Here is a 25,905-nt window from a genome sequence, read left to right on the forward strand (position 1 = left end):
GATTTACGAATCACGCACGGAGCGCTTATACTGTTTAAAACTAGAGTACGATACTTAAATAAAAACAAACAATAAACAGGTAAATGATGACAAAATTTTACGCCGACATTACTGGCTGGGGAAAGTGTCTGCCACCAGCCGTGCTGTCCAATGATGATCTAAGCACTTTCATTGATACGTCTGACGAGTGGATTCGAACTCGAACTGGTATCGAAAACCGTCGTATCAGTCATGTAAATACCTCTGAACTTGCGACTGTTGCAGCGAAGCATGCAATGGCGTGTGCTGGCCTAACTGCTGAAGATATCGATCTTGTTATCATCGCGACGTGCAGCCCAGACTCACTGATCCCAAACACTGCGTCTAAGGTTCAACAGAACCTAGGCATTAAGAGTGCAGCGGCTTTCGACCTTAATGCAGCGTGTACTGGCTTCATTTACGGTGTTGAAACGGCGACTCGACTGATTCAAGCGGGTAACTACCGCAACGCTATCGTTGTGGGCGCAGAACGTCTGTCATTCTTCATTGATTGGACCAAGCGTGATACCGCGGTTCTTTTCGGTGATGGCGCTGGCGCTGTGGTTCTATCTCGCACCGAAGAACAAGTTGGCTTACAAGAAGCTCAGATCGGTTGTGACGCCGAAGGCCGCGATATTCTAGCGGTACCAAAATTCGGTACATCTATGGATCGCTTTGCTGCTGACAACGGTTATTGGGACTTTGACTTCGTTGGTAAAGAGATCTTCAAACGTGCAGTGAAAGGCATGGGTGCAGCGGCACACACAGTATTGAGCCGCACTGGTATCTCAACCGACAACATTGACGTTGTGATTCCGCACCAAGCGAACATCCGAATCATTCAAACTCTCTGTGATATGGCGGGTATCGATCGCGAGAAAGCGTTTGTTAACATCCAAAATTACGGCAACACATCCGCTGCGACTGTACCAATCGCATTGTGTGAATCGCTAGAGCAAGGTTTCGTTAAGCCTAACGACAATATTCTTGTTGCAGCGTTTGGTGCGGGTTTGACGTGGGGTGCTGGCCATATTAAATGGGGTAGCCGTGTTGAGCCGCTAGGTCAATCAGATGCTAAGCTTCCAGAAGCCGACAAATCTGCTTTAGAGCTTCTAGAAAGAGCCATTTTACACTGTAAAACACACCCGAATTCAGCGAGCGAATAACGTTGATGGGTACAGTCGTCAAAGTACGTCTTATGACGAAAGCCGACCTCGATGGGGCGGCTTTAGTTCACCAATCTACTTTTGTTCGACAGCAAAACTCAAAAATTTGGTTACAATGTAACTTAAACGCTTCACCACGCTTTCTTAACTTTGTTGCTGAAAGCGATGGCGAAATTGTCGGCTACATTATTTGGGTTCAAAAGAGTGGGTTTAGACCTGAGGCTGTTTTGGAGCTAGAGCAACTTGCCGTGTTACCAAGCGCGCAGGGGCAAGGATTGGGTAAAACGCTGATTCTAGATTCCCTGCCGCAGGTAAAACAGCATTTGGCGGATCAAGGCTCGACGCTCAAACACGTGCTAGTGACCACCAGAGCAGACAACTTTGCACAAAAGCTTTATCAATCTACGTTGGGTGCAGAAGTCGAAACCACGATTTCAAACCTGTACTCAGCTGATGAAGTGCTTATGATAGCTCGCAATGTAGGTGAGCGAATCTGATCGCTGAGTTTTTAGAACTCATTATAATCAGCGGTATAAATCGACTTACGTTTAATTAGGGACTTCTACAGTCCCTTTTGTTATTTCTTAGGAAGTGTTTTGAAGAAAGTTTTAGTAATTGGCTACGTTTGGCCAGAACCGAATTCATCGGCGGCGGGCAGCCATATGATGTCTCTTTTACGCCTGTTCAAGAGACAAGGTTGGTCCGTTGAATTTGCAACGCCAGCTCAAGAAACCGAGCACATGATCGATCTCTCTGAAGAGGGCATCACAAGCCAATCCATACAGTTAAATTGCGATAGCTTTGACCAGTATATCGAAGAGCTGCAACCCGATGTCGTGATGTTTGACCGTTTCATGATGGAAGAGCAGTTTGGTTGGCGTGTTGAGAAAGTATGCCCGAATGCATTTAAGTTACTGGATACGGAAGACTTACAGTTTTTACGCAATGCTCGACATGAAGCTGTTAAGAAAGAGACAGAGTTAACGAAAGAACACCTCTACAGTGATTTAGCGAAACGTGAAATTGCAGCGATTCTGCGCTGTGATCTTTCGTTGATCATCTCAAGCTACGAGATGGAATTGCTCCAATCTGAGTTCAATATCGATCCAAAGTTACTACATCATCTCCCGTTCATGGTTGACCTCAATACGCTGCCTGAAAGCACGAAAAGCTTTGAAGAACGTAAGCATTTCATGACGATAGGTAATTTTAGACACGCACCGAACTGGGATGCGGTGCTTCAGTTACAAAAGGTTTGGCCGAAGATTCGCAAGCAGTTACCTGACACTGAACTTCATATTTACGGATCTTACCCACCGCCGAAAGCAACGGCTTTGCACAACCCTAAGACCGGTTTCCATATAAAAGGTTGGGCTAAAGACGCTCAAGAAGTGATGGAGCAAGCTCGTGTGTGTGTTGCACCGCTACGATTTGGCGCGGGCATTAAAGGTAAGTTGCTTGATGCGATGAAGCTTCAAACTCCAAACGTGACCAATGAAATTGGTAGTGAAGGCATGTTGCCGCAAGGTGATTTGCAATGGCCGGGCGCGGTTGCAGACGATATTGACGAGTTTGTTGAACAAGCTGTTGCTCTTTATAACGATGAAGAGAAGTGGCTCAAGGCTCAAAGTCAGTGTCATTCAATTCTTGAAGCGCACTATGAACAGAATCAACTGGGCGACACATTGATTGAGCGATTAACTGCGTTAGAGTCTGATCTTGAATCTCATCGACTGGATAACTTCTTTGGTTCGATGCTTAAGCACCACAGCATGGCGAGCACTAAGTACATGTCGCAGTGGATAGCTGAAAAGAACAAGACTAAGTAACAGACACAATAAACTGAATCAAATAATAAGCCCTTAGGTTAACGCCTAGGGGCTTTTTTCATGTAGGACGCTTATTAATTCCAGACTTACAAACCGAAACATACTAGCAATACATTAGCATTGACTAATTTATATTTATTAGTAAACTCTAATCTATGTTTATTAGTAAAGCCTAATTTAAAGTTGCGACGAGTTAAATTTAAGCAGTAACGAGTTAGATTCGAGTTGTTAGATAGGAGAGGTCGGTGATGAGTTTAATACCTTGGGATGCATTGTTCGGTGGCATGTTGTTAGGCGCGTCGGCAATTATTCTTATGTTAGGAATAGGGCGAGTAGCAGGAATCAGCGGTATTGTTAGCCGACTATTGCCATTAGGCTCGGACAATAATGCAAGTAAGGCTTCTCAAGCAGTTTCGGACTGCAACATTGAGAGGACCGAAAAGTACTGGCGCATTGCCTTTGTTGTGGGAATGGTCGTAAGTGGTTGGCTATTGATTCCGACGGGCTACCAACTTCCACAGTTGGAAGAGATGGAGATCGCTTTGGTGATTATTGCTGGCCTCTTGGTGGGCTTCGGTACCAAAACAGCGAACGGTTGTACCAGCGGCCATGGCATTGTTGGAATGGCACGCCTGTCTAAACGATCTATTGTTGCTACCTGTGTGTTTATGGGTGTGGCAATTGTAACCGTGTTTATCAAGAACCAGATTGGTTTGGGGGCATAATGAAAAACGCTTTATTTACTATCGTTATCGGCTTGGTCGCAGGTATTCTGTTTGGGTCAGGAATGATCATTTCAGGCATGGTTGATCCTGAGAAGGTACTCGGCTTCTTAGACATTACCGGTAACTGGGACATGAGTTTGGCATTCGTCATGGGCGGCGCGCTGTTGGTCTTCGCTCCGTTTTATCATCTGGTCATTAAAAAGCGTGCTAAAGCGATCAATGGCGAGTCGTTAGATAGCCGTAACAATTCACTAATCGACAGAAAGCTGATTCTAGGTTCAACTGCCTTTGGTTTAGGTTGGGGAATTGCAGGCTTTTGCCCTGGCCCTGCGGTAACCAGCCTAAGTGGCGGCAACCCGACGGTATGGGTGTTTATGGTTAGCATGCTGGTGGGAATGTGGCTGGCAGGTCGAACGAATAAAACTTGCTAGCAGTGCGTCTATCGCTTATCAGATAGACTTGATATGAACATTTGAGAGGTTGACTCGCTTTTAGCAAAAAAGCCAGTCAGCCTCTTTCTATATCTACCGTTATCTAAAATCTACTATTTAATAGTCGTTGAAACTGGGCAATGGTCACTGAGTTTGTAGTCCAACACATCTTGCGTTTCAAAGACCTTTTGCTTAGCAGGAGAAGCATTTAGCGACTTGCTCACTACAATATGGTCTATTACAGAACGGAACTGGTGCGTGCGGTGGTTATTACGATTTGAGCGAACCTTACAATCTGCTCGAGTTTTTCTTGTTGCCAATTGAGCATCGGTGTTTTGCGTCATATCTTTCCACATCCAATCTCTTGTATAGGAGAGGTTGTGGTTAAAGTCGCCCAGAATCGCGTAGTCTTCGCCTTTACGTTCTCTTTGCTGTATCCACTTATTCAGTTGTTGAGCTTGGTCTTTGAGCCTTGAACAGTCGCGGTTAGACTTATACGCGCCGCTGCAACCCGCCTTTAAATGCACTGACAACATGTGAATTGGCTTTGTATCTGTTTCTACAACCATATAGCTAGCAAACCTAAGCTTGCTGTTGGCACTCGTTTCCAGAGGAAAGTCAGCGTAGTCAGTGAGAGCGATTCCCTTACGCACCGCGAAGCCCGTATATTGGTTCACTTCTTTGAATTGTCGGTTACTGTTTTTTGGCAATGAACGATCAGACATCAATATTTCATATTGATCACCCGCGATGCGCTGAATGGCATTTACGTCATCGACTTCTTGAAAAGCAACCACATCCGCATCTAAGGATTGGAAATACTGTTCGAGTTTATCGAAATCCGCTTGATCACGTTGGGCAGAAAACTTATTCACAGCCACATTGGTTGATAACCATTCGATATTCCAACTGGATATGGTCAAAGGTTCAGCAAATGCGTGGCTACTGAGTAAGCAACCTAGCATTACCCACTTTTGAAGTCGTTTCATTCCAAATATCCCTAATTTTGTCGTCCAATATAGTTGAGCCGTTATCCTACAACACTTACCAAAAATTCAACTCTTTTTAGCAGTTTTTTTATTGTTACATTGTTTCTTTTCGACTTGAGAACTCACGTAATAATATTGGATTTATCTTGTTCAGCGTGCGCGTTTTATTGATCCAAATCAATACTCAAAGTTGGTGGTTCTCGTTAAATACGCCACAATATCTAGTGTTAGTTAAACGATAAATCGCTCTATATAGTGTGTTTGTGGATAAGTCTGTGAATACCTCAAGAGTAAGGAGAAGTGGTGAAATCAATCGTAATCAAGCGTGATGGCTCAAGAGCTCCATTCAGTAGAGATCGCATCCAAGCTGCAGTGGAAGCAGCATCAGACAAAGCCGATAAGGAAATTGCTATTTATGCTCTGAATGTGGCATTAGCAGTTGAGTTGAAGCTCGAAGACTACGATGAAGTTCATATCTCTGAAATTCAAACCATGGTCGAGAACGAGCTAATGCAGGGACCTTATAAGTCTTTGGCTCGTGCTTACATTGAATATCGTCATGACCGCGACATCGCACGTGAAAAGCAAAGCGCTTTAACGCGTGAAATTGAAGGTTTGATCGAAGAAAGCAATGTTGATCTGATCAATGAGAATGCCAACAAAGACGGTAAAGTTATCCCAACTCAGCGTGATTTACTGGCGGGTATCGTGGCTAAACACTATGCTAAAACTCACATTTTGCCGCGTGACATCGTACAAGCTCACGAGTGTGGTGACATTCATTACCACGATCTAGACTACGCACCGTTCTTCCCAATGTTTAACTGTATGCTTATCGACTTGAAAGGCATGTTAACGCATGGCTTCAAGATGGGTAACGCCGAAATCGACACACCTAAGTCTATTTCTACGGCGACAGCGGTAACCGCGCAGATCATCGCACAAGTGGCAAGCCACATTTACGGCGGCACAACGATTAACCGTATCGATGAGGTTCTAGAACCTTACGTTATGGCGAGCTATGAGAAGCACTTATCGCTAGCAAAAGAGTGGGACATTCATAGCCCAGAAGCTTTCGCTATCTCTCGTACCGAGAAAGAGTGTTACGACGCGTTCCAATCTCTGGAATACGAAGTAAACACACTTCACACCGCTAATGGTCAAACACCATTCGTCACGTTTGGTTTTGGTCTTGGCGAAAGCTGGGGTTCGAAACTTATCCAGCAATCTATCTTGAAGAACCGTATTGCAGGTTTGGGTAAGAACCGCAAAACAGCGGTATTCCCTAAACTGGTATTTGCAATCAAAGATGGCTTGAACCACCAGAAGCAAGATCCAAACTACGACATCAAGCAATTAGCGCTTGAGTGTGCGTCTAAGCGTATGTACCCAGATATTCTTAACTACGACAAGGTCGTAGAAGTGACAGGGTCATTTAAAACGCCGATGGGTTGCCGTAGCTTCTTGAATACTTACGAAGAAAACGGTGAGTTGATTCATGAAGGACGTAACAACTTAGGTGTAGTTAGCTTGAACTTGCCACGTATCGCGATTAACGCAAAACAAGATATGACTAAGTTCTACGAGCTGCTTGATGAAAAACTGAAGCTGGCTCGTCGTGCTCTAGAAACTCGTATTTCTCGTCTAGAAAACGTGAAAGCGCGTGTTGCGCCAATCCTATACATGGAAGGCGCTTGTGGCGTTCGTTTGAAAGCAGACGATTCTATTGCCGATATCTTCAAGAATGGCCGTGCATCTGTTTCTCTTGGTTACATTGGTATCCATGAAGCGATGACAGCACTTTACGGCACAGACGTTCACCTGTACGACGATGGCGAAATGCGTGCTAAAGCGCTTGAGCTGGTGGAGTACATGAAGCGTGAAGTGGAATCTTGGACGAAAGAGACAGGTTACGCGTTCAGCCTATACGGCACACCGAGTGAAAACCTATGTAGCCGCTTCTGCAGCATCGACACCAAAGAGTTTGGTGTGATTGATGGCGTAACAGACCGTGGTTACTACACCAACAGCTTCCACTTAGACGTACAGAAGAAAGTGAACCCATACGATAAGATCGATTTCGAGATGCCTTATCCAGAAATCTCTAGCGGTGGTTTCATCTGTTACGGCGAATTCCCGAACATGCAGAAGAACATCGAAGCGCTAGAAAACGTATGGGATTACAGCTACACACGTGTTCCTTACTACGGCACCAACACGCCTATTGATGAGTGTTACGAATGTGGTTACAACGGTGAGTTCGACTGTACGAGTAAAGGCTTTACATGCCCTAAGTGTGGCAACCATGACTCAACCAAAGTGTCGGTAACGCGCCGCGTTTGTGGTTACCTTGGTAGCCCTGATGCACGACCATTTAACTTCGGCAAACAAGAAGAAGTTAAACGCCGCGTGAAGCACCTTTAGTCAGGCCTAAGAGCATTAGAAATAAGATTGGTATCGGCGTTATGTCGATACCAATTCTTTTGTTTCAGTTCTTGCAGCATTTCGCTTCAAACTATTAAGCAATAACGAGTTTTCAATACTGCCTTATGAATTATCATCAATATCACCCAATCGACGTTGTAAACGGCCCAGGAACACGCTGCACTTTGTTTGTGTCGGGTTGTGTGCACCAGTGTCGTGGGTGTTATAACCAGTCGACGCAACGATTGGACTCTGGGCATTTGTTTACTCAAGAACTGCAAGACCAAATTATTGCTGATCTCAATGATCCGCGGATAAAGCGTCGTGGCTTATCGCTTTCTGGTGGTGATCCAATGCATCCAGCAAATGTGTCTGAAGTGCTTAAGCTCGTTCAGCGTGTAAAAGCGGAGTGCGAAGGCAAAGACATCTGGATGTGGACGGGTTACGAGCTAGACGAACTTGACGAGAAACAGAAGCAAGTGCTTGAATACGTAGATACTTTGATTGACGGTCGCTTTGAGCAAGATAAAGCGGACCCAATGTTGGATTGGCGTGGTAGTTCAAACCAAATCATCCATCGATTTACTGACTTATAGCTTTACTGACTTATAAGATTTGTTCTGATTCAGGACTCTCGTAACAACAATACACTCGCAAATAGAAAAAAGGGCTTCATCATTAGCGTAATGCTACAAATCAGCCCTTGGGTGTGAGTTCTTTTTAATCTATCGCCTGCACGTCAGTGTCGGTTTGGCGCCTGTTTAAATAGGAATGTGCTCAGGCTCGTCGATTAGGTTGTTTATCCATTTCTTGGATTGAATCCTCTTACTGGTTAGAACGATCTTGGCTAGCTCTTCCAGCAGCACAATCATCAAAACCCATTCTAGCGGCCAACCCAACACCAACGCAGTAAAGTAGGCGAGGGGAATACCGATTGCCCATTGGCCAAACAGGTCGATGAAGATGCTGTAGTTGATGTCGCCACCACTTTTTAAAACGCCTCCAATCCCAACCATGTTGAAAACTCTTAGTATCATGCCGAGTGCCATTACTAAGGTAACGTTAACTGCCGTATCTTTGAGTTCTAAGTGAGTAAGACCGATCATGTATACGATTGCGGGCTTAGCAAACCAGCACAACAAGGCTAACAGAGCCGCAAGCCCACAGCTGACCAATACATACCCCCAAGCGGTATTCTCAACACGTTGATAGTTCTTCGCGCCGATCTCGTTACCTAGAATGATTGAAGCCGCGACGGCAAATCCCATGAACGCCGAGATTAAGATGCTTTCAACAGGCGATAACAGTGAAATGATCGCAAGTTCTCCAACCCCCATTTGTCCAACGATCACGTTATAAATCAGTATTCCACCCGCCCAGGCCGTATCATGAACCAACATAGGTATAGCTATCGTGAAGTACTTCTTTCTGTGCTTCGGTAATATCGCATCTCGCCAATTGCTTAATGTCGGAAATAGGTGGGCGTAGTGTCTCTTTGCCATAGCAAGCAGGGCAACCGTTTGAAAGAATCTAGACACCGTGGTACCAATTGCCGCGCCAACCACCCCTAGTTCTGGAAATCCAAACAAGCCGAAGATCAATAGGGCATTGAGGATCGCATTGATGATGATTGCCCAGATACTGATTTTGGTGGGCAGCTTGGCTTCGCCGACCGATCGCAGTGCGCTTTCTAGTGGCACTACTATCGCGGTACCAATAAGGCTAGCTCCTGTTATCCAAAGGTAATCCGTTGCCAATCGGATGTAATCAGGGTCTGAGGCCACCACAGACACTACTGATTCAGGAACCAATGTATAGATGAACACAAAGGGGATGATGGCAAAGATCGACAGTGCCCATGATTGCGCTAGTGTACGTCGAATTCCGTTGAAATCACCGGCGCCAAAATATTGCGAAGCTAGCACGCTCACAGCTCCGCTGATCCCCGATACCATTATCAAGTTGAAGAAGAAGATACGATTGCCAACACCAACAGCGGCGGTTGCAGAATCACCAAGCTGATTGACCATAAAAATATCGACTACGCCTAGCAATGAAAACAACATGGTTTGCAGTGAGACAGGTAAACCAATGTGTAATAGTTTTTGCCAAAACTCTTTGTCTAAATGACGATATGTCGAGAGCATCGCATTTCCCCTCTAATGAATATGCGAGAAGTTTATCGGCATTTGTTTTGCCTGTATTGTTCCTGTTCATCACAAACTTTTGCCAAACTATCCAGTTTGGTGGTTTCGCAACTTATACGAGCTAGCAATTGAATGATTGAGAAACAAGAACGGTACGAGATCTCCGAAAAGACGCACCAAGAGTTTGTCGATCAAAGCCATGTCTTGGCATTTGAAGAGCTCGGTATCGTTCAATGTGGGACGGCGTCGTGTCGAGACTTCTTTTCTGTCTATCGTAAGAACCAACAGAAACACATGCTGTTGTATACCGTGAGAGGCAAAGGATGGTTAGAAAGTGGGGCGTGTCGTTACATTCTAGAACCGGGTTCGTGCATTACTGTTCCTGCAGGCATAGAGAATGGCTTTGGTATTGAAGAAGAAACATGGCAGATCGCATGGATCTTTCTCTCGCCTAATAAACAATGGGAAAATGTCGTCAGTGATGAGGTGAGTTATACGCTGTCTCCGGCAGCAGAAGTCGTCTCGTCGTGCATTCATACTCTATTGAGAAGTATTGCCTTGCCCATCGATTTGGGAGGTGCGATTGCGATTCACAGCGTAGCCCAAATTGAATTCATGATTAATGCGCCGGTTCCGCAGCAGCAATCACGAAATTTGATTCGCTTAAGGCGCGTATTCGACAATGTACAAAAGCAGCTTCATAAGGAGTGGAACGTGCATGAGTTGGCAAACCTGTTTCCGTGTTCAGAGCCACACTTCCATCGCTTGTGCCAACGTTATTATTCACACAGCCCTATGACTCATATCATGCGTATGAGAATGGAGTACGCGGCGCGTTTGCTCAGGTCGAGTGATTGGTCGATTCAACATATCGGTGAGATAGTTGGGTATCCCAATGCAGCTAACTTCAGTACCCGATTTAAGGCTTGGTCGGGAATGACACCAAGGCAATTCAAACAGAGTGTTTGATCGATGTAGCTGTGGGACGTTAAACAATAAAGCTTATATATTGAGTAATTGGCTCTTAACTGTTCGAAATTTAAACTATATCTTCGCTTAAAATGACCAATCTCTGATTACTTCTGGTAACTAAGCTCTTCTATTAAAAAATGTTTCTGATTTTAGTGCGAAAATGTTAACGTGAAATCCATTACTTGAATTTCAAAGGGTTGTGACTTTCATGTTTTCACATCTACCAAAACCAACTTTAGATCCAATTTTATCTCTTTCTGTCGCTTACCGTGGCGATCCTCGTACTGACAAAGTCGATTTAGGCATTGGCGTTTACAAAAACGACCAAGGCGAAACACCTATCATGAAAGCCGTTTCTATGGCTCAAGATATTGTTGTCGAGACTCAGAAAACCAAAGCTTACGTTGGCCTAGCAGGCTGTGAAGAGTTTAACCAGAGCATGGTTGATCTTTTGCTTAAAGGGACTTCTGCAATGGATCGTGTAGCCGCGATTCAAACACCGGGTGCAAGTGGTGCACTTCGTATGTTGGGCGACTTGATGAAAGTTTCTCAACCAGACACCACAGTTTGGATTTCAAACCCAAGCTACGTTAACCATAAACCGGTGATGGAAGCGGCAGGCTTAAAAGTTCGATACTACAATTACTTCAGTCCTGAAACGAAGCAAGTTGATGTTGCAAGAATGATGGAAGACCTATCAACAGCGGGTCCATCAGACGTAGTACTACTTCACGGATGCTGCCATAACCCAACGGGTGCTGATATCAATTTTGAAGCGTGGCAGGAAATTACTAAGTTATCGCAAAAGAATGGTTTCTTACCATTCGTTGACATCGCCTACCAAGGCTTTGGCGATGGCCTAGAAGAAGACGCGAAAGGTCTTCAACACATGGCTAACAACGTTGAAGAAATGCTGATCACAACGTCTTGCTCGAAGAACTTCGGTTTGTATCGTGAAAGAACGGGTGCGGCGATCGTTATCGGCAAAAACAGCGAACACGTTGGCAACGCGAGAGGCAAACTTCTTACGCTGGCTCGTTCAACTTACACTATGCCGCCAGATCACGGTGCTGCTCTGGTCAAAACAATTCTTCAGAATCAAGAGCTAACGAAGATTTGGAAGCAAGAGTTGAGTGAAATGCAGCAACGTTTGTTAAATCTGCGCCAAAGTTTATGTGATGAATTGCGAAATACTTACAACACGTCACACTTTGACTTCATTGAAAGCCATAAAGGCATGTTTAGTGTACTAGGCTTTAAAGAAACTCAAATGAATCAATTACGTGAAGAATATGGTGTCTATGGTGTTGGTGATGGACGCATCAATATTGCAGGCCTTTCCGAATCTCATATTCCTTACGTAGCAAAGGCGATAGCCAACGTATCAAAATAAAAAGGTGACTGAATGTACAATTGGAAAGCGATTATAACCCTGATGTTAAGTGGTGGCCTGTTTGCTTGTTCGACGACGACTCAAGTTCCTGTCGAGCCAGAGCAAAAGCCGCAAATCGAACAACCTGTAGTTGACGATTCTTCAAAGGGTGAGACTGAAGCAACGGAACCTACAGAAAAGCCTGAAGAAGTAAAACCAGTAGAACCTGAAGTAAAGCCTGCACCTGTTGAAAAGCCAGTTGAGAAGGCTAGAAAAACAAGTGATGGTAAATTGATCCTTGGTGAAGAAGAGTGGGTGTTTGTACCTGGTCTTAAAGAAGCATTTAAAGCTCGTGTTGATACCGGTGCGACAACTTCATCAATCAGTGCCGTCGATATTGTCGATTTTGAACGTGACGGTAAAGATTGGGTTAAATTTAAGATTGAACATGATGGCATCACAACGGAAGAGGTAAGCTTACCTGTAGAGCGTTGGGTGAAGATCAAACAATCAAGTGCTGAAGGCACACAACGACGCGCTGTTGTTGTCGCTTCAATTCAAATCGGCGACCTAAAAGACAAGACTGAGTTTACGTTAGCAGACCGAACGCATCTTTCTTTTCCACTTCTGCTGGGTCGAAGCTTCTTTAGAGATGTTGCGGTAGTAGATGTAAGCCAAAAATACGTTCAAAAGAAAATTACTAAATAACGGTTCATCTTGTCACCTCCTCATCAAGCCTTTTGGTCTTGAAGAGAGGTAGCTTTAACAGAACACTTTAGTATCGATAAATAGAATCCCTGTCAGTTCAACTGGTGGGGATTTTTCTATTTACACGTTAATAACGTATGAAAAGCATCTAAATGGTCTATGTTTACCATTCGTTTACTGTTTAGCCTCGACAACGTGATCGAGATCTCTATATAATCCGCGCTTCGATTTTTGTTTAATCCATACTTTCGTACTTCTTATTTAGGTTATTGAAATAGTCTAATAATTATCTGTCAGTACACGCTTAGGAATTAGTTCTTTGATATCTACCGCGAACATCACAATGCAATTTGGCGCAGAGCCGCTGTTTGAAAACATCTCGGCTAAATTTGGTAACGGCAACCGCTACGGTTTGATCGGCGCCAATGGTTGCGGCAAATCAACGTTCATGAAAATCCTAAGTGGTGCATTAACGCCAAGCTCGGGCAACGTTTCTATCACCCCGGGAGAAAAGCTGGGTGTGCTAAGCCAAGATCAGTTCGCATTCGAACAGTACAGCGTTATCGACGTTGTGATCATGGGTGACAGAAAGCTGTGGGAAGTAAAACAAGAACGTGACCGCATTTACTCTTTGCCAGAAATGAGCGAAGACGATGGTATGAAAGTCGCTGAGCTTGAAAGCGAATTCGCGGAAATGGATGGCTACACAGCAGAAAGCCGTGCAGGTGACATCCTGATCCAAGCGGGTATCGAAGAAGAGTTTCACTTCGGCCTGATGCAACAAGTTGCTCCGGGTTGGAAACTGCGTGTGCTATTGGCACAGGCACTGTTCGCAAACCCAGATATCTTGCTTCTTGATGAACCGACCAACAACTTGGACATTCACACGATTAACTGGCTTGCTGAAGAGCTAAACCAGCGTAAATGTACAATGATCATCATTTCGCACGATAGACACTTCCTGAACTCTGTATGTACGCACATGGCGGATATCGACTACGGCGAGTTACGTGTTTACCCAGGTAACTACGAGTACTTCCTAGAAGCTTCTGGTTTGATTCGTGACCAACTTCTAGCGAGCAATGCTAAGAAAGCGGCTGAGATCAGCGAACTGCAAGACTTCGTAAACCGTTTTGGTGCGAATGCATCTAAAGCGAAACAAGCAAGTTCTCGCGCTAAGAAAATGGATAAGATCACGCTTGATGAAGTCAAATCATCGAGCCGTATGAGCCCATCAATTGATTTTGGTGAAGGCAAGAAACTACACCGTCAAGCGCTTGAACTTAAAGAGCTTGGTCATGGCTTCGATGGCGAAACATTGTTTGCTGGTGGCAACTTGCTACTTGAAGCGGGTACACGTCTTGCCGTTATCGGTGAGAACGGTGTGGGTAAAACCACGCTGCTACGCTGTCTAGTTCAAGAACTAGAGCAAAATGAAGGTATCGTTAAATGGTCTGAAAACGCATCTGTAGGCTACTGCCCACAAGATAGCACAACAGACTTCGACAACGATTTGAGCATCTTCGATTGGATCTCACAATGGCGCACGGCGAAGCACGATGACCTAATGGTACGTGGCATTCTAGGTCGCCTATTGTTTACTGCTGATGATGCAAATAAGAAAGCACGTAACTGTTCTGGTGGTGAGAAAAACCGTCTGTTATTCGGCAAGTTAATGATGCAAGACATCAACGTACTTGTTATGGACGAACCAACGAACCACATGGACATGGAAGCAATCCAAGCTCTTAATGATGCGTTGAAGGTTTACACTGGCACGCTTATCTTCGTAAGCCATGACCGTGAGTTTGTTTCTTCACTAGCAAATCACATCATCGATGTGAAAGACCAACAGCTAGTAAGCTTCCAAGGTACTTATGAAGAGTACCTAGACCACCAGAAAAAGATGCTGATGGTTAATTTATAAGTAAGTCGCTGGCTTAGAGCGTGAACGACTTAAAGCCAGCGAAACTAATAAACAAAAAAGCCCCGAACATTAATGTGTTCGGGGCTTTTTCTATTTAACTCATGTCGCTATTTATTACTCAGTAACCAAACTTAGATACAAAATCTAGATTAGAAACCGAATCGAGCCGACATTAAGATTTGGTGGCCGTATGTGCCGTTGTTTCTCATATCAAGGCCTACAGAAAGTTGATCCGTAGAGTGGAAACGTGCACCAACACCAACAATTGAATGAGTATCGTCGTTGTCGATCAGTTGGCCAAGGCGTGCGTTAACTTCAACGTTTGCCATTAACCAAGCTCTCAAGCCAATATTGACTTCAGTTTTGATATGGTTGTCGTCATTACGTTCAATGTTGTGCAGTAGCATTTGACCCGTAACGTCAGCAAATTGACTAATTGGACCGTTAAATCCCATACCTACAGCCGCATCCCAATCACTTTCAAATTCAGAATCGATGCGTGCAACGAAGTGTGAGTTCTGAGTGAACATTGTCGTGACTTCACCACCGAAAGTACTAGGGCTCGTACCCATGCGCAGCTCGAATGTGTTGTAGTTAAAGTTGTTTGCAGACGCAGAGAATGAACACAGTGCAGCTAACCCCAGAAGGACAGTCTTGTTTGTGCGACCTAGCATGGTGACTCCATATAAATTGTATTTTTCGGCAGTATATACAAAAAAGCCTGCAATATGCAGGCCAATTTATTGAAGTTCGTTATTTAAAGCGAGATGTTGGAGTTTTGGAGCTTACAACACTTGTATATGGTCAACTTCGATCTCTGGTGTTTTGCCACCTTCGTACTCACCGAAGATACGTACTTTAGTATCAGCAGTAAGCGGTTGTGCTAGGTGGATATCGTCATCTAGCTCAATTTGAATTTCGCTCTGTCCGTCAGAGAAGATAAACGTGTCATTTTTAAGTTGACGAACAATCTTGCCGTCTACAATCGCGTCCTGCTCTGAGAACATGCTTGTATCTGCAAGCAGTGTTGCGACAGAAACGGTTTCAATTGGTCCTGTGTAAGCAATAGGGCTCTCGTGCTTGCTGTTGTTGGCGTGATTGGAGTTATTGTTGTTGTGGTCACCAGCCATTGCGAAAGTAGGAGCAAGAATAATAGTGGTTGCGATAGCTAATACAGTTTTTTTCATGATGAATTCCTTAATGTTGTTTTTAGTAGAAATGTTGTTCTGAATTTGAAACATTTCTTTTCGTTAGTAAGTTTTTCGTTGATACGCTTATTTTGTTTGTAAGCTTCGTTTCGATGGAGCTATTAAACAACACTAGGGTTGAATCCAGAGTGAGTAAGGTATTCATTTTCCATTCATTTTATTGAGCATCTACTCGGCAATGACGTTAAGATGGAGGCAGAGAAATATTGCCCACAGCTATAAATTGAATATTAAGAAACTAAAATATTAAGGATTGAAGTACAGATGCGAGCACCATTAAGCGCCCTTATGGTTCAAGGGACAACGTCAGATGCCGGGAAAAGTGTTTTGGTGGCAGGTTTATGCCGTGTATTGGCCAGAAAAGGCATTAAAGTGGCACCCTTTAAGCCACAAAACATGGCTTTAAACAGTGCAGTGACAAAAGATGGTGGCGAAATTGGTCGCGCGCAAGCGGTTCAGGCGCAAGCTTGTAATATTGAGCCGTCTGTTCACATGAACCCTGTATTGTTGAAGCCGAACTCAGACACGGGCGCTCAAGTCATCCTTCAAGGCCGTGCGCTGAGCAATATGGAAGCAACTGGCTACCATGATTATAAGAAAGTCGCGATGAATACGGTGATTGATTCCTTCGACCGACTTTCTGCAGAATATGAAAGTGTCATGATTGAAGGTGCGGGTAGCCCAGCTGAAATTAATCTGCGTGAAAACGATATCGCGAACATGGGCTTTGCTGAAAAGGCAGACATCCCTGTGATCATCGTTGCTGATATTGACCGCGGCGGTGTTTTTGCACACCTCTACGGCACATTAGCTTTATTATCTGAATCTGAACAAGCGCGCGTAAAAGGTTTTGTGATTAATCGTTTTAGAGGCGATATCGCGCTGCTTCAATCTGGCCTTGATTGGCTAGAAGAGAAAACCGGCAAGCCAGTGATTGGTGTGTTGCCATATCTGCATGGTTTCAACCTTGAAGCGGAAGATGCCATTACTTCAGCCCAAGAGTCTGACGGAGAAGCTAAACTAAAGGTCGTGGTGCCAGTGTTAACACGAATTAGCAACCATACAGACTTTGATGCGCTAAGGCTCAATCCTTCCATTGATTTACGTTACGTAGGAAAAGGCGAGCGTGTAAACAACGCGGATTTGATTATCTTGCCGGGCACAAAATCAGTAAGAGCCGATTTGGATTACTTAAAAGAGCAAGGCTGGGACAAAGATATTCAGCGCCACCTACGTTTAGGCGGCAAGGTGATGGGTATTTGTGGTGGTTACCAGATGCTAGGAAAGATCATCCACGATCCGGATGGAGTTGAGGGTGAACCCGGCAGCAGTGAAGGGTTAGGGTATCTCGATACTGAAACGACTTTAACGCAACAGAAAACCTTAACTAACGTGCGCGGTACCATGACGCTGGATGGAAAATCAGCACAAGTAAAAGGTTATGAAATTCACGTAGGTAGGACTGATGTCAATGAAACAGCCTTACCGGTTCAGTTAGAATCAGGCTGCCTTGATGGCGCTGTGAATCAAGAAAACTCGATTTTTGGTACTTACCTGCATGGCGTATTCGATAACAGTGATGCGTTATCGCTTATTTGCGAATGGGCTGGAGCTAATGATGTTACCGCGATTGACCACGAACAGCTGAAAGAGTTGGGTATTAATCGAATCGCTGACGCCATCGAAGAGCACTTAAATCTTGATTTGCTTTGGCCTGAGCTTAAAGCTCGGTTTTGAACTAGAAATATCGGTTAAGAAATCAAACGAACAATAGATAAGTGAGAACAATGAAAAAGCTAGTCACCCTTGTCACCTTAGCATTAACGACTTCGTTGAGTTCGACTCATCTTTTGGCGGCAGAAAATCTACGAGTTTATGCCGCATCATCTATGACTAACGCGGTTAATTTGTTGATAGAAGAGTTTGAGAAAGAACATTCAGTCGATATTGTTCCCGTTTATGCCAGCACATCGTCATTGGTAAGACAGATTGAAAGAGGAGCACCTGCGGACATTTTTATTTCAGCAAATGAAAAGTGGATGACGCATTTAGTCGACCGAAAATATGTTTCTAGTGACAATGTCACAAATTTGTGTGAAAACGAACTTGTGTTGATTTCTCCGAAAGAGACGTCGGTATCATTGGAACTATCAAAGGGAGACCAATGGTCTAAATTGCTGACTAATGAACGACTTGCGGTCGGTAATACGATGTCGGTGCCAGCAGGTATCTACGCTAAAGAAGCGTTAGAAGCTCTGGGTGTTTGGGATAATGTGAGCACTCGATTGGCACCAAGTAACAATGTTCGTATGGCATTGGCCTTGGTGGAACGTAGTGAAGCGAAGCTCGGCATTGTCTACAAGACCGACGCGTTATTATCGAAAGAAGTGGATGTCGTCGCGACGTTTCCTTCAAATCTCCACACACCAATACGTTACCCTGTAGCTAAATTGAACGACAAATTAACCACGAATGACTTCTATACTTTTCTAAACGATGAAAAGGCAAAGGACATTCTGAACAGTTTTGGTTTTGAAGCGCATTAAATGATGTTTTTATCTGAGTACGAATACCAAGCCTTAATGCTGAGCTTAAAAGTTGCTGGGTTTGCTATCTTATGGCTTATTCCCATCGGCATAGGCTTAGCGTGGCTGCTTGCAAAGAAACAGTTTGTTGGCAAAAGCATAGTCGAGAGCATTGTGCACCTGCCTTTGGTGCTGCCTCCCGTGGTCATCGGTTATTTGTTGCTGGTGATGATGGGTAGACAAGGCGTCATTGGCTCATGGCTTAATGAGGTGTTTGGTATCGTATTCAGCTTTAGCTGGAAGGGCGCGGCACTTGCGTGTGTTGTTGTCGCGTTACCATTGATGGTTCGTTCTATCCGCCTGAGCTTAGAAACTGTCGATAGTAAACTTGAAGAGGCCGCTGCCACATTGGGCGCTTCACCGATTCGTGTGTTCTTCACTATTACATTACCTCTGATGATCCCTGGGATCATTACCGGCACCATGCTTTCATTCGCAAGAAGCTTGGGTGAGTTTGGCGCGACAATCAGCTTCGTTTCCAATATTCCCGGTGAAACTCAAACCATCCCACTGGCCATGTATACCTTTATTGAAACCCCTGGCGCTGAAATGGAAGCGGCGCGGTTGTGTGTCATTTCAATTGTTATAGCGCTTGGTTCATTGATGCTTTCTGAATGGCTCAATAAGAAGTCTGCACAGCGACTAGGAGGCAATGCATGAGTGCTTTGATCCTCCAATACCAGCAACAGTTGGGTGAAACCTTCTTTGATATCGACCTAGAACTCCCAAGTACCGGTATTACTGCGATCTTTGGTCGTTCTGGCGCAGGTAAAACATCGCTTATCAATGCGATTAGTGGTCTTAAACAACCAGATAAGGGCTTGATCAGCGTATCGGGAACCACCTTGTTTGATAGTGATAAGGGCATTAACTTGCCGACTCACAAACGTAATGTCGGCTATGTGTTTCAAGAGTCGCGATTGTTTCCGCACATGAAGGTGTCAGGCAATCTTAAATATGGCATCAAAGACTTTGATAAAACGCATTTCGATCAGATTGTCTCCTTGTTATCTCTCGGTTTATTGCTAGACCGTTACCCAGCGCGTTTGTCGGGTGGTGAGAAACAACGAGTGGCGATTGGACGTGCTTTATTGTCTAAGCCGAGCATTTTGTTGATGGATGAACCTTTAGCGTCTCTCGACTTGCCTCGTAAGCGTGAAGTCATGCCGTTTTTGGAGAACTTATCTGAAACCGTTCAGATTCCGATCATTTACGTGACGCACAGCCTTAACGAGATTCTACGCTTGGCCAATCATCTTGTGATCATCGAGCAAGGCAAAGTCATTTCGTCGGGTGTAACTGAGGAAGTGTGGGCTTCAAGAGCCATGCAGCCGTGGCAATCATTCTCAGAACAAAGCTCATTGTTTGAAGGGACGTTGGCTGAGCACAATGACGATTATGCGTTATCTCGTTTGAAGCTTGGTAAATCGACATCGTTGTGGGTTCAGAAGGTGTCTAGCGACATTGGGGCTGCAGTACGGTTACAAGTTAGGGCAAATGATGTCTCTATCACGCTAGAACAGCCGCAAGGCACTTCGATACGTAATATCCTTCCTGTGACGATTAAAAGCGTAGAGACGCACCAGCAAGGCTCAAATAAGCAGAGTGTTGCGGTAGAGTTGGAGCTAGAGCCTGGTTGTTACCTGTGGGCAACCATTACCTTGTGGGCGTTGGACGAGTTGAGTTTAGAAATCGGCCAGCAAGTTTACGCTCAAATTAAAGGTGTAAGTGTTGCTCAACGAGATATTGCCGTTACGCACTGATTAAGATGCGGCCATTGAGGCAATGAGTGAGATAGGCTCGCCCATTGTCTTTTCTATGTTTAAAGCTTTTTAGCGCTGTTTACTGTTAGTCAGCGATATGAATGTTGATCTTGATTCCATGAATGGATACATGCGTCATTTTTATACGGTATAACTGCCAGTTTTGCGTCACACTGTATGAGTGCTAAGGCATATTGTTTGCTCTAACTCTAAGAGTGAGAAGAGCTGCAATGACAAATTCTGCATCAGCACAAGAACACGACGAACGACGAAATTAAGCAACGAACAGACAAAGCGGCTAATAGAAAAAACGATTAGCGGACAAATAAACTAGCAGACAAAGCAGCAGGCACAAAAAAGCCGCATGTTTGAAGTAACATACGGCTTAATCATTAAGTTTTCATTAAGCACTCAACCTAAATTTAGGTGAGATGAATGGCTTATCGGATGAAAACTTCTTTAAAATCACGCTTCAAGATAGCATCACGGCGTGCTTTCTTGATTTGCTTAGCCATGTCTTTTACACAGTTGTGTAAAATTTGGTCAAGCAGTTGAGCTCGGTACTCTTCTTTTTCTTCATCAGACATGCCTTCTGGAAGTTTAAGAGTAGGGAACTCTTCCATCATGTTAACGCCAGCGAAAGCTTGGCTAACAGAGATTAGAGCGTGGAATTGCTCAAAGTTGTCCAAAACATTTTGTGCGCTTGCTGGAAGGCTGCTCCAAGTTTCACGCACTGCTTCTTCAGACACCTCGTGAATAGAAGTAACCATGTTGTGCATCTCTTTAGGCACTTCATCAAATTCGATAACTTGGCGAAGCTCTGGTGAGATAGTGGTTAAATCGATTTCTTGTACTTCGTTGTTTGTAGCGTCTGACATAGTATTTCTCTTTAAAAAGAAACAATGCTAAAAAGATCTGTAAAAAAGTCAATATAATATAGAGATTAGGGCATGAATTAAGCCCAAAATTGAGCTACTTTCAATATTCAACGCTAGATAAAGGTGATGTGATGATAGAAAAGGGATCTTCGATGCGCATATTGCTTGTTGATGATGTTCAACTAGACAGGATGCAACTTGCTATTCGACTTAAGCAATTGGGACATATTGTGGAAGCGGTAGGTAGCGGTAAAGAAGCTCTAAACATCTATTCTGATTTTGATCCTGAACTCGTATTACTTGATATCAGCATGCCAGACATGGATGGTTTTGAGGTCGCTAACGAGGTTCGTAGACAATTCCCCGAATGGGTTCCCATCATATTTCTGAGTGGTCATGAAGAACCTGAAATGATCGCGAAGGCGATTGATGCAGGTGGTGATGATTACCTCATCAAGCCGGTTAACAAAGTGGTGCTGAATTCAAAACTGATCGCGATGCAGCGTATTGCGCATATGAGGCGAGAGTTAAAACAAAGCACCGCCAAACTTGAAGAATTGAACATACTACTGCAACAGCAAGCTAATGAAGATGGCTTAACAAAATTGTATAACCGTCGATATATGGATACTAAGCTTGAAGAGAGCATTGCGTGGCACGGACGACGTAATATACCCATGACCGTGATACTTCTAGATGTAGACTTTTTTAAGCCTTACAACGATAATTACGGACATATTCAAGGGGATAAGTGCCTACAAGGGCTTGCCAATACCTTGAAACAGCTGTTTGTTCGATCTGGAGAGTTTGTTGGCCGTTATGGCGGTGAAGAGTTTGTTCTGGTCTTAAGTGACACGGATAGCGCAGCGGCTAAATTACATGCGACTCGAATAAAAGAAGCATTGCATGACATGAACTATGCCCACGACCACTCAAACGTATCAGATAGAGTGACAGCGTCACAAGGTGTGCTCTCATTCGTGCCTGCAGGCGGAGAATCGACCGCTTCAATTTATGAAAAAGTCGACCAAGCGCTTTATCAAGCAAAACAAAGTGGTAGAAATACCTTTATACAGCGCAGTATTTTGGAGCTTGCAGGCTAGTTGGCGAGCTCTTCCGGATATTTGAATTTATACTTCTATTAGCGTTTGAGCTTGGAAGTACTTTAAGTGATAAGAGAAATGCCATATTCAAAGTCATTTTCTATGGCTAATACATGTTGGACACTGATTGTCCCTGTATTCTACTTTGCGGTTCCTACCAATGTTCAAGCGAACCAGTTGTCTGATCTTGTCCGTAAGGATATAGAGCAGAACTTTGCAACCAGTGTACTTCTTAACGACACTGATGTTTTTACCTTTGGTATCAACAACTTTGACCCTAATAAAGTGTTTCGTTTAGACAATGAAGACATTGGTTCGAATGATTCCGTAAGTCGTCGGAAAAACATAACCTCGCTTAGCCTTCCTTATACATTTGAGCTACCAGCTTATATCGAAGATAACCATCAAGAGGTGACGCTGCGCTTATCAGCATTACGCACTGAGAAAGACGTTCAATACGCATCAGAAACTGTGTCTGATTTTCAGAAAGAGACTGTGATATCGGGCTATGTTGAGTTTGCAAACGTGTCTCAGTTGGATGAGTACTGGAGTTTTCATTCAGCGATTGGTAACCATATCTCTTACTATCGGAATGATTTTGAGTATCGTGCGAACATACTTAAACCTGTTGCCGAACAGCTTGATGGGTTGTATCTCAATACTGACGCTTGGGCTTACATCATAGAGCCCAAGATTAAATTGATCTATGAAGACAAGAATAACTGGGGTAAATACAAACTCAGTACCAGTTGGCATTATTTTAATGGTGTGGGTTGGGGAGAAGCCAATAACGGTAACATTGGCCACCCAGAAGGTTGGTATATCGCCAATGAAGCAAAGATCTTTTATGATTTAGTACGTTGGGACAAAAACATCACATCGATGTACTCCAGTATCAGACGAATTGATATTGGGGGTGATACTGTAGCGCCTATGGGGACAACGTCATATTACGAGGGCAGCGTAGGCTGGTTACTTAACCCAAACCTGTTTAACGACTGGGTCGATAATGTGGGCATTGGGTTTACGATCAATTACGGTAGCAGCTTGAAAGGCGGGAGCTTGGTTATCTTCTTTAACCAAGACTAAGCTTCAACCAAGGTTTAGCTTCTATTTGGATATAAGATCTCTTCTAATGACTTGTTTTTCGCTATAGCGGCTAAAGCTCCTACTAAGATACAACGCTTCTTTCAGAGGCTCGTTTGTCGCTACAGCGATTAAGTTTCTAACTATAGCTCTTAAAGCTTCTAGCTATATCGCCTAGGTGTGAACGCACAGTTTATTTCGGCCAGTTTCTTTCGCTTTGTAAAGTGCATTATCAGCAAGCTTCAACACTTCTTCGGGCTGTTTGGTGGTTGTACTGTCAGACAGGCCAATACTCACCGTGACATTAACTACTTTAGTCGGCTTGCCATTCTTGCCGCGCTTTTGCATGCCCACTTCATGATCATCAGGGCGGTCGTGAGTATTACGAATGATCATATCGTAATTCTGGATCTCAGAAATTAGAACTTGAAGATGCTCTTTGACTTGCTCAGTGTTCTTACCTTTGAAAATGATCGTGAACTCTTCACCACCATAACGATAAGCTTTAGCGCCACCTGTAGTTTCTCTTAATATACGCGCTACTAGCTTTAACACATCGTCGCCAATGTCATGGCCATAGGTATCATTGAATTTTTTGAAGTGATCGATATCGACCATGGCCATCGAATATTTACGGCCTAGGTGCTTCATATCGACTTCTAATGCATGTCTGCCTGGGATGTTAGTCAGTTGGTCATTAAACGCCATATCGTGGCTAGCGGACATTACATAGACGATAATCAATATGCCTGACAAAGAGAACATGGTGCTTGAGATGTATTGGATATCAAAGAATATGAAGGTACTCGAAGACAACAAAATCGCGCTGTAAACAACGACATCGATAGAGCGGTTATAAACCAAAACCAGAATCGACGTTAGGCCCAGTAAACAAAGGCTATAGAGCACCAGAATAAAAGGCAATTTAGAAAAGTCTCTAACGGTAAAGAGAATGCCTTCACTCCATGATTCAAAACCTCCGGCATGGAAGTGAGACACAATCAGTTGCGCCCAAACCATGAATAGCACCACAACCAAGGCGTAAAGGAACATGGACTTTGAGTTAACCCCGTTATCGGGGAAGGCATACACCAATAAGCAAGTAACCGGCACTAAAGCAGCCAGAAGAGACAGCTCCAATAATGTGGTTCCAGTGTTTAATGGGGTTTGTAAGCGGACTTGGATAATAAAATAGGCAACGAGCATGGTGAGAGACACCATAGCCATACGACCTTGCCTGAATGTGTGACACAGCAAAACGGCAACGCTCAATAAAATATACGGAAGGTTGCTAGCAAACCCTAAGTTTGAATCGGTCACGAGAATGACGTTGTTCATACCTACGAGTAACATTGCTAATAGAAGTAAGGGAAAGCAAAATCGAAACATGCTCGACGTTACAAAAGAAGATGCCATTTATGTGGTGAGCCTAAGTGTACTGATGATCTTATAATTTAATTTTATACGTAGGATACGGTTAAACAAGCGATTGCCAAGCTTTTTGCGTAAATCAGAGCAAAAACATAGTCATAGGTCGCTATTGGTGCAACTCTTTTTATATGTATTTGAGTTGCTATTAACCATAGAACGAACTACATAGTATATATGAGAAATTAATTAGTCGTTATAGTTACTTAACATGCAGTTAGTAAATCTGTAGTAATGAGTAGGGTATAGTAAGGTAACAATATGTAGGTCGTTGCCAAATTAGGCTAGAACACGATCTGTCGTGATAGCTACAAATGGAGGTGTAGTATGCAAATCAGTGTGGATGTACACAATTATATGGAAACGCTTGTTGGTCATGTACTGGCTACCGAGGAGTATGTGTCGAGTTATACAAGCGAGCAACTTGCCGATCTTGCTTGTCTTGCGTTGGGCCAACTGAAACCTATCTATATCCGTTTTGATATTGATTTTCTTTCGGCATTACCGGAAGACAAATTGGTGCTCTATAAAAGAAATAGTGAGATCGCAGTCAAAAACGCAGAAAGCATGATTATTGAGGATCGAAGACGAGATCGAACGGACAATGTGCCCGTTATATTTAGTCAACACAATTTTGACGATGACGTAGAATTGCAATGGTATGAAAAGCCATTGTTGAACACTAAACAGTCGTGATAGTTTAGTGTCAGTACGGTCATTTAAGGAGTAAAAAACGTGGGATTCTTTTCTAGATTATTTGGTGGCAAAGAAAAAACCGAACAAAAAGTAGAGATTGAGCCAGTGGAATACAAAGGCTTCAATATCTATCAAGACGCCATTGCAGAATCTGGTCAGTACCGTGTGGCTGGTCGTATCGAGAAAGAAATCGACGGTGAAATTAAAACTCATCGCTTTATTCGTTCTGATGTTGTTTCAAACAAACAAGACGCCGATGAATTGATGCTTAAAAAATCGCAAATGTTCATCGACCAAATGGGCGACAGTATATTTAGCTAACCAATTAGGGTTAGAGTTGATGTTGGTCATAATTTGGAGAGCTTTCAGTGTATATGCTGAAAGCTCTTTTTAGTTTTAGGGATAAAGAACAGCTAGTAGGTTGTTATTAAAAGGATTATTGGGAAGTGG

The 25,905-nt window shown here is 43.8% G+C and carries 25 protein-coding genes; 19 read left to right on the forward strand and 6 right to left on the reverse strand.

Going from position 1 to position 25,905, the window contains the following annotated elements; all coding sequences use genetic code 11:
• The first annotated feature begins 86 nt into the window (after positions 1-86).
• The 5 genes from OW495_RS20185 (at position 87) to OW495_RS20205 (ending at position 4,169) form a co-directional block, all read left to right on the forward strand.
• Positions 87-1,184, forward strand: a complete 1,098-nt coding sequence (locus OW495_RS20185; RefSeq protein ID WP_102513901.1) for a ketoacyl-ACP synthase III — start codon at positions 87-89, stop codon at positions 1,182-1,184.
• Positions 1,185-1,216: 32 nt separating this feature from the next.
• A complete protein-coding gene (locus OW495_RS20190; RefSeq protein ID WP_102513902.1) occupies positions 1,217-1,681 on the forward strand; it encodes a GNAT family N-acetyltransferase in 465 nt (154 codons plus the stop codon).
• Positions 1,682-1,780: 99 nt separating this feature from the next.
• Positions 1,781-3,013, forward strand: a complete 1,233-nt coding sequence (locus OW495_RS20195) for a glycosyltransferase (RefSeq protein WP_102513903.1) — start codon at positions 1,781-1,783, stop codon at positions 3,011-3,013.
• A gap of 248 nt (positions 3,014-3,261) precedes the next feature.
• On the forward strand, positions 3,262-3,738 hold the full coding sequence (locus tag OW495_RS20200) for a YeeE/YedE family protein (RefSeq protein ID WP_102312021.1): 477 nt from the start codon (positions 3,262-3,264) through the stop codon (positions 3,736-3,738).
• Positions 3,738-4,169, forward strand: a complete 432-nt coding sequence (locus tag OW495_RS20205; protein WP_102312020.1) for a YeeE/YedE family protein — start codon at positions 3,738-3,740, stop codon at positions 4,167-4,169. Before OW495_RS20200 ends, OW495_RS20205 begins: the two co-directional genes overlap by 1 nt.
• A gap of 113 nt (positions 4,170-4,282) precedes the next feature.
• On the opposite strand, the gene OW495_RS20210 is transcribed toward OW495_RS20205, so the two are convergent.
• Positions 4,283-5,158 (reverse strand): endonuclease/exonuclease/phosphatase family protein, encoded by an 876-nt coding sequence (locus OW495_RS20210; protein WP_289887967.1) that lies wholly within the window; start codon positions 5,156-5,158, stop codon positions 4,283-4,285.
• A gap of 303 nt (positions 5,159-5,461) precedes the next feature.
• On the opposite strand from OW495_RS20210, the gene nrdD reads away from it, so the two are divergent.
• Positions 5,462-7,582, forward strand: a complete 2,121-nt coding sequence (nrdD, locus tag OW495_RS20215; RefSeq protein ID WP_048613547.1) for an anaerobic ribonucleoside-triphosphate reductase — start codon at positions 5,462-5,464, stop codon at positions 7,580-7,582.
• A 125-nt stretch (positions 7,583-7,707) separates the two neighbouring features.
• Positions 7,708-8,178 (forward strand): anaerobic ribonucleoside-triphosphate reductase-activating protein, encoded by a 471-nt coding sequence (gene nrdG / locus OW495_RS20220; protein ID WP_017090409.1) that lies wholly within the window; start codon positions 7,708-7,710, stop codon positions 8,176-8,178.
• A 165-nt stretch (positions 8,179-8,343) separates the two neighbouring features.
• On the opposite strand, the gene OW495_RS20225 is transcribed toward nrdG, so the two are convergent.
• Positions 8,344-9,729: an MATE family efflux transporter gene (locus OW495_RS20225; protein WP_102513905.1), complete on the reverse strand. Its 1,386-nt coding sequence runs from the start codon at positions 9,727-9,729 to the stop codon at positions 8,344-8,346.
• A 132-nt stretch (positions 9,730-9,861) separates the two neighbouring features.
• Here OW495_RS20225 and OW495_RS20230 point away from each other — a divergent pair, with 132 nt between their 5' ends.
• From OW495_RS20230 to OW495_RS20245, 4 genes are all read left to right on the forward strand, one after another.
• On the forward strand, positions 9,862-10,698 hold the full coding sequence (locus OW495_RS20230; RefSeq protein ID WP_102513906.1) for an AraC family transcriptional regulator: 837 nt from the start codon (positions 9,862-9,864) through the stop codon (positions 10,696-10,698).
• Between the two features lie 211 nt (positions 10,699-10,909).
• Positions 10,910-12,094, forward strand: coding sequence for an amino acid aminotransferase (locus tag OW495_RS20235; protein WP_102344218.1), 1,185 nt, complete (start codon positions 10,910-10,912; stop codon positions 12,092-12,094).
• A 12-nt stretch (positions 12,095-12,106) separates the two neighbouring features.
• Positions 12,107-12,781 carry a RimK/LysX family protein gene (locus OW495_RS20240; protein WP_102326678.1) on the forward strand — a complete coding sequence of 225 codons (675 nt, stop codon included), beginning with the start codon at positions 12,107-12,109 and terminating at the stop codon, positions 12,779-12,781.
• 319 nt (positions 12,782-13,100) lie between these two features.
• Positions 13,101-14,708: an ABC-F family ATPase gene (locus tag OW495_RS20245; RefSeq protein ID WP_076670851.1), complete on the forward strand. Its 1,608-nt coding sequence runs from the start codon at positions 13,101-13,103 to the stop codon at positions 14,706-14,708.
• Positions 14,709-14,857: 149 nt separating this feature from the next.
• Here the strand turns inward: OW495_RS20245 and OW495_RS20250 are convergent, their stop codons facing one another.
• Positions 14,858-15,382, reverse strand: coding sequence for a hypothetical protein (locus OW495_RS20250; RefSeq protein WP_017109605.1), 525 nt, complete (start codon positions 15,380-15,382; stop codon positions 14,858-14,860).
• 111 nt (positions 15,383-15,493) lie between these two features.
• Complete coding sequence (locus OW495_RS20255) at positions 15,494-15,895, reverse strand: NirD/YgiW/YdeI family stress tolerance protein (RefSeq protein WP_102268148.1); 402 nt, start codon at positions 15,893-15,895, stop codon at positions 15,494-15,496.
• 285 nt (positions 15,896-16,180) lie between these two features.
• On the opposite strand from OW495_RS20255, the gene OW495_RS20260 reads away from it, so the two are divergent.
• Genes OW495_RS20260 through modC form a run of 4 tightly spaced genes read left to right on the forward strand, consistent with a single transcriptional unit; the run spans position 16,181 to position 20,264 of the window.
• The gene (locus tag OW495_RS20260) at positions 16,181-17,653 is read left to right on the forward strand and encodes a cobyric acid synthase (RefSeq protein ID WP_102513907.1); all 1,473 of its coding nucleotides are present in this window, start codon (positions 16,181-16,183) and stop codon (positions 17,651-17,653) included.
• A gap of 50 nt (positions 17,654-17,703) precedes the next feature.
• Positions 17,704-18,462 carry a molybdate ABC transporter substrate-binding protein gene (modA, locus tag OW495_RS20265; RefSeq protein WP_289887980.1) on the forward strand — a complete coding sequence of 253 codons (759 nt, stop codon included), beginning with the start codon at positions 17,704-17,706 and terminating at the stop codon, positions 18,460-18,462.
• Positions 18,463-19,161, forward strand: a complete 699-nt coding sequence (gene modB / locus OW495_RS20270) for a molybdate ABC transporter permease subunit (RefSeq protein WP_017109609.1) — start codon at positions 18,463-18,465, stop codon at positions 19,159-19,161. It abuts the gene before it with no gap.
• The gene (gene modC / locus OW495_RS20275) at positions 19,158-20,264 is read left to right on the forward strand and encodes a molybdenum ABC transporter ATP-binding protein ModC (RefSeq protein WP_102326682.1); all 1,107 of its coding nucleotides are present in this window, start codon (positions 19,158-19,160) and stop codon (positions 20,262-20,264) included. The genes modB and modC overlap by 4 nt, the downstream gene beginning before the upstream one ends.
• Positions 20,265-20,704: 440 nt before the next feature.
• On the opposite strand, the gene OW495_RS20280 is transcribed toward modC, so the two are convergent.
• Entirely contained in the window at positions 20,705-21,142 is a 438-nt protein-coding gene (locus tag OW495_RS20280) for a DUF3069 domain-containing protein (RefSeq protein WP_004731036.1), read from the reverse strand.
• A gap of 152 nt (positions 21,143-21,294) precedes the next feature.
• Between OW495_RS20280 and OW495_RS20285 the strand changes: the two genes are divergently transcribed.
• Together OW495_RS20285 and OW495_RS20290 are read left to right on the forward strand one after the other, a co-directional pair.
• The gene (locus tag OW495_RS20285; RefSeq protein WP_102513908.1) at positions 21,295-22,245 is read left to right on the forward strand and encodes a diguanylate cyclase; all 951 of its coding nucleotides are present in this window, start codon (positions 21,295-21,297) and stop codon (positions 22,243-22,245) included.
• A 78-nt stretch (positions 22,246-22,323) separates the two neighbouring features.
• Positions 22,324-23,334, forward strand: coding sequence for a Solitary outer membrane autotransporter beta-barrel domain (locus tag OW495_RS20290; protein ID WP_065113012.1), 1,011 nt, complete (start codon positions 22,324-22,326; stop codon positions 23,332-23,334).
• A gap of 171 nt (positions 23,335-23,505) precedes the next feature.
• On the opposite strand, the gene OW495_RS20295 is transcribed toward OW495_RS20290, so the two are convergent.
• Positions 23,506-24,747 (reverse strand): GGDEF domain-containing protein, encoded by a 1,242-nt coding sequence (locus OW495_RS20295; RefSeq protein ID WP_102487201.1) that lies wholly within the window; start codon positions 24,745-24,747, stop codon positions 23,506-23,508.
• 339 nt (positions 24,748-25,086) lie between these two features.
• Between OW495_RS20295 and OW495_RS20300 the strand changes: the two genes are divergently transcribed.
• Complete coding sequence (locus OW495_RS20300; protein ID WP_065105775.1) at positions 25,087-25,455, forward strand: late competence development ComFB family protein; 369 nt, start codon at positions 25,087-25,089, stop codon at positions 25,453-25,455.
• 39 nt (positions 25,456-25,494) lie between these two features.
• Positions 25,495-25,776, forward strand: coding sequence for an HlyU family transcriptional regulator (locus OW495_RS20305; RefSeq protein WP_017107026.1), 282 nt, complete (start codon positions 25,495-25,497; stop codon positions 25,774-25,776).
• The last annotated feature ends 129 nt before the right edge of the window (positions 25,777-25,905 follow it).

The sequence above is a fragment of the Vibrio sp. 14N.309.X.WAT.E.F5 genome (genome assembly GCF_030397615.1).
GTDB lineage: Bacteria > Pseudomonadota > Gammaproteobacteria > Enterobacterales > Vibrionaceae > Vibrio > Vibrio lentus.

Bases quoted from the DNA above. Each gene is read 5' to 3' on its own strand.
- modA (WP_289887980.1), top strand. From the start codon at position 17,704: ATGAAAAAGCTAGTCACCCTTGTCACCTTAGCATTAACGACTTCGTTG.
- OW495_RS20260 (WP_102513907.1), top strand. From the start codon at position 16,181: ATGCGAGCACCATTAAGCGCCCTTATGGTTCAAGGGACAACGTCAGAT.
- OW495_RS20210 (WP_289887967.1), bottom strand. From the start codon at position 5,158: ATGAAACGACTTCAAAAGTGGGTAATGCTAGGTTGCTTACTCAGTAGC.
- OW495_RS20300 (WP_065105775.1), top strand. From the start codon at position 25,087: ATGCAAATCAGTGTGGATGTACACAATTATATGGAAACGCTTGTTGGT.
- OW495_RS20235 (WP_102344218.1), top strand. From the start codon at position 10,910: ATGTTTTCACATCTACCAAAACCAACTTTAGATCCAATTTTATCTCTT.
- OW495_RS20185 (WP_102513901.1), top strand. From the start codon at position 87: ATGACAAAATTTTACGCCGACATTACTGGCTGGGGAAAGTGTCTGCCA.
- nrdG (WP_017090409.1), top strand. From the start codon at position 7,708: ATGAATTATCATCAATATCACCCAATCGACGTTGTAAACGGCCCAGGA.
- OW495_RS20225 (WP_102513905.1), bottom strand. From the start codon at position 9,729: ATGCTCTCGACATATCGTCATTTAGACAAAGAGTTTTGGCAAAAACTA.
- OW495_RS20285 (WP_102513908.1), top strand. From the start codon at position 21,295: ATGCGCATATTGCTTGTTGATGATGTTCAACTAGACAGGATGCAACTT.
- OW495_RS20290 (WP_065113012.1), top strand. From the start codon at position 22,324: ATGCCATATTCAAAGTCATTTTCTATGGCTAATACATGTTGGACACTG.
- OW495_RS20205 (WP_102312020.1), top strand. From the start codon at position 3,738: ATGAAAAACGCTTTATTTACTATCGTTATCGGCTTGGTCGCAGGTATT.
- OW495_RS20295 (WP_102487201.1), bottom strand. From the start codon at position 24,747: ATGGCATCTTCTTTTGTAACGTCGAGCATGTTTCGATTTTGCTTTCCC.
- OW495_RS20250 (WP_017109605.1), bottom strand. From the start codon at position 15,382: ATGCTAGGTCGCACAAACAAGACTGTCCTTCTGGGGTTAGCTGCACTG.
- OW495_RS20230 (WP_102513906.1), top strand. From the start codon at position 9,862: ATGATTGAGAAACAAGAACGGTACGAGATCTCCGAAAAGACGCACCAA.
- OW495_RS20190 (WP_102513902.1), top strand. From the start codon at position 1,217: ATGACGAAAGCCGACCTCGATGGGGCGGCTTTAGTTCACCAATCTACT.
- OW495_RS20200 (WP_102312021.1), top strand. From the start codon at position 3,262: ATGAGTTTAATACCTTGGGATGCATTGTTCGGTGGCATGTTGTTAGGC.
- modB (WP_017109609.1), top strand. From the start codon at position 18,463: ATGATGTTTTTATCTGAGTACGAATACCAAGCCTTAATGCTGAGCTTA.
- OW495_RS20255 (WP_102268148.1), bottom strand. From the start codon at position 15,895: ATGAAAAAAACTGTATTAGCTATCGCAACCACTATTATTCTTGCTCCT.
- OW495_RS20240 (WP_102326678.1), top strand. From the start codon at position 12,107: ATGTACAATTGGAAAGCGATTATAACCCTGATGTTAAGTGGTGGCCTG.
- OW495_RS20280 (WP_004731036.1), bottom strand. From the start codon at position 21,142: ATGTCAGACGCTACAAACAACGAAGTACAAGAAATCGATTTAACCACT.
- modC (WP_102326682.1), top strand. From the start codon at position 19,158: ATGAGTGCTTTGATCCTCCAATACCAGCAACAGTTGGGTGAAACCTTC.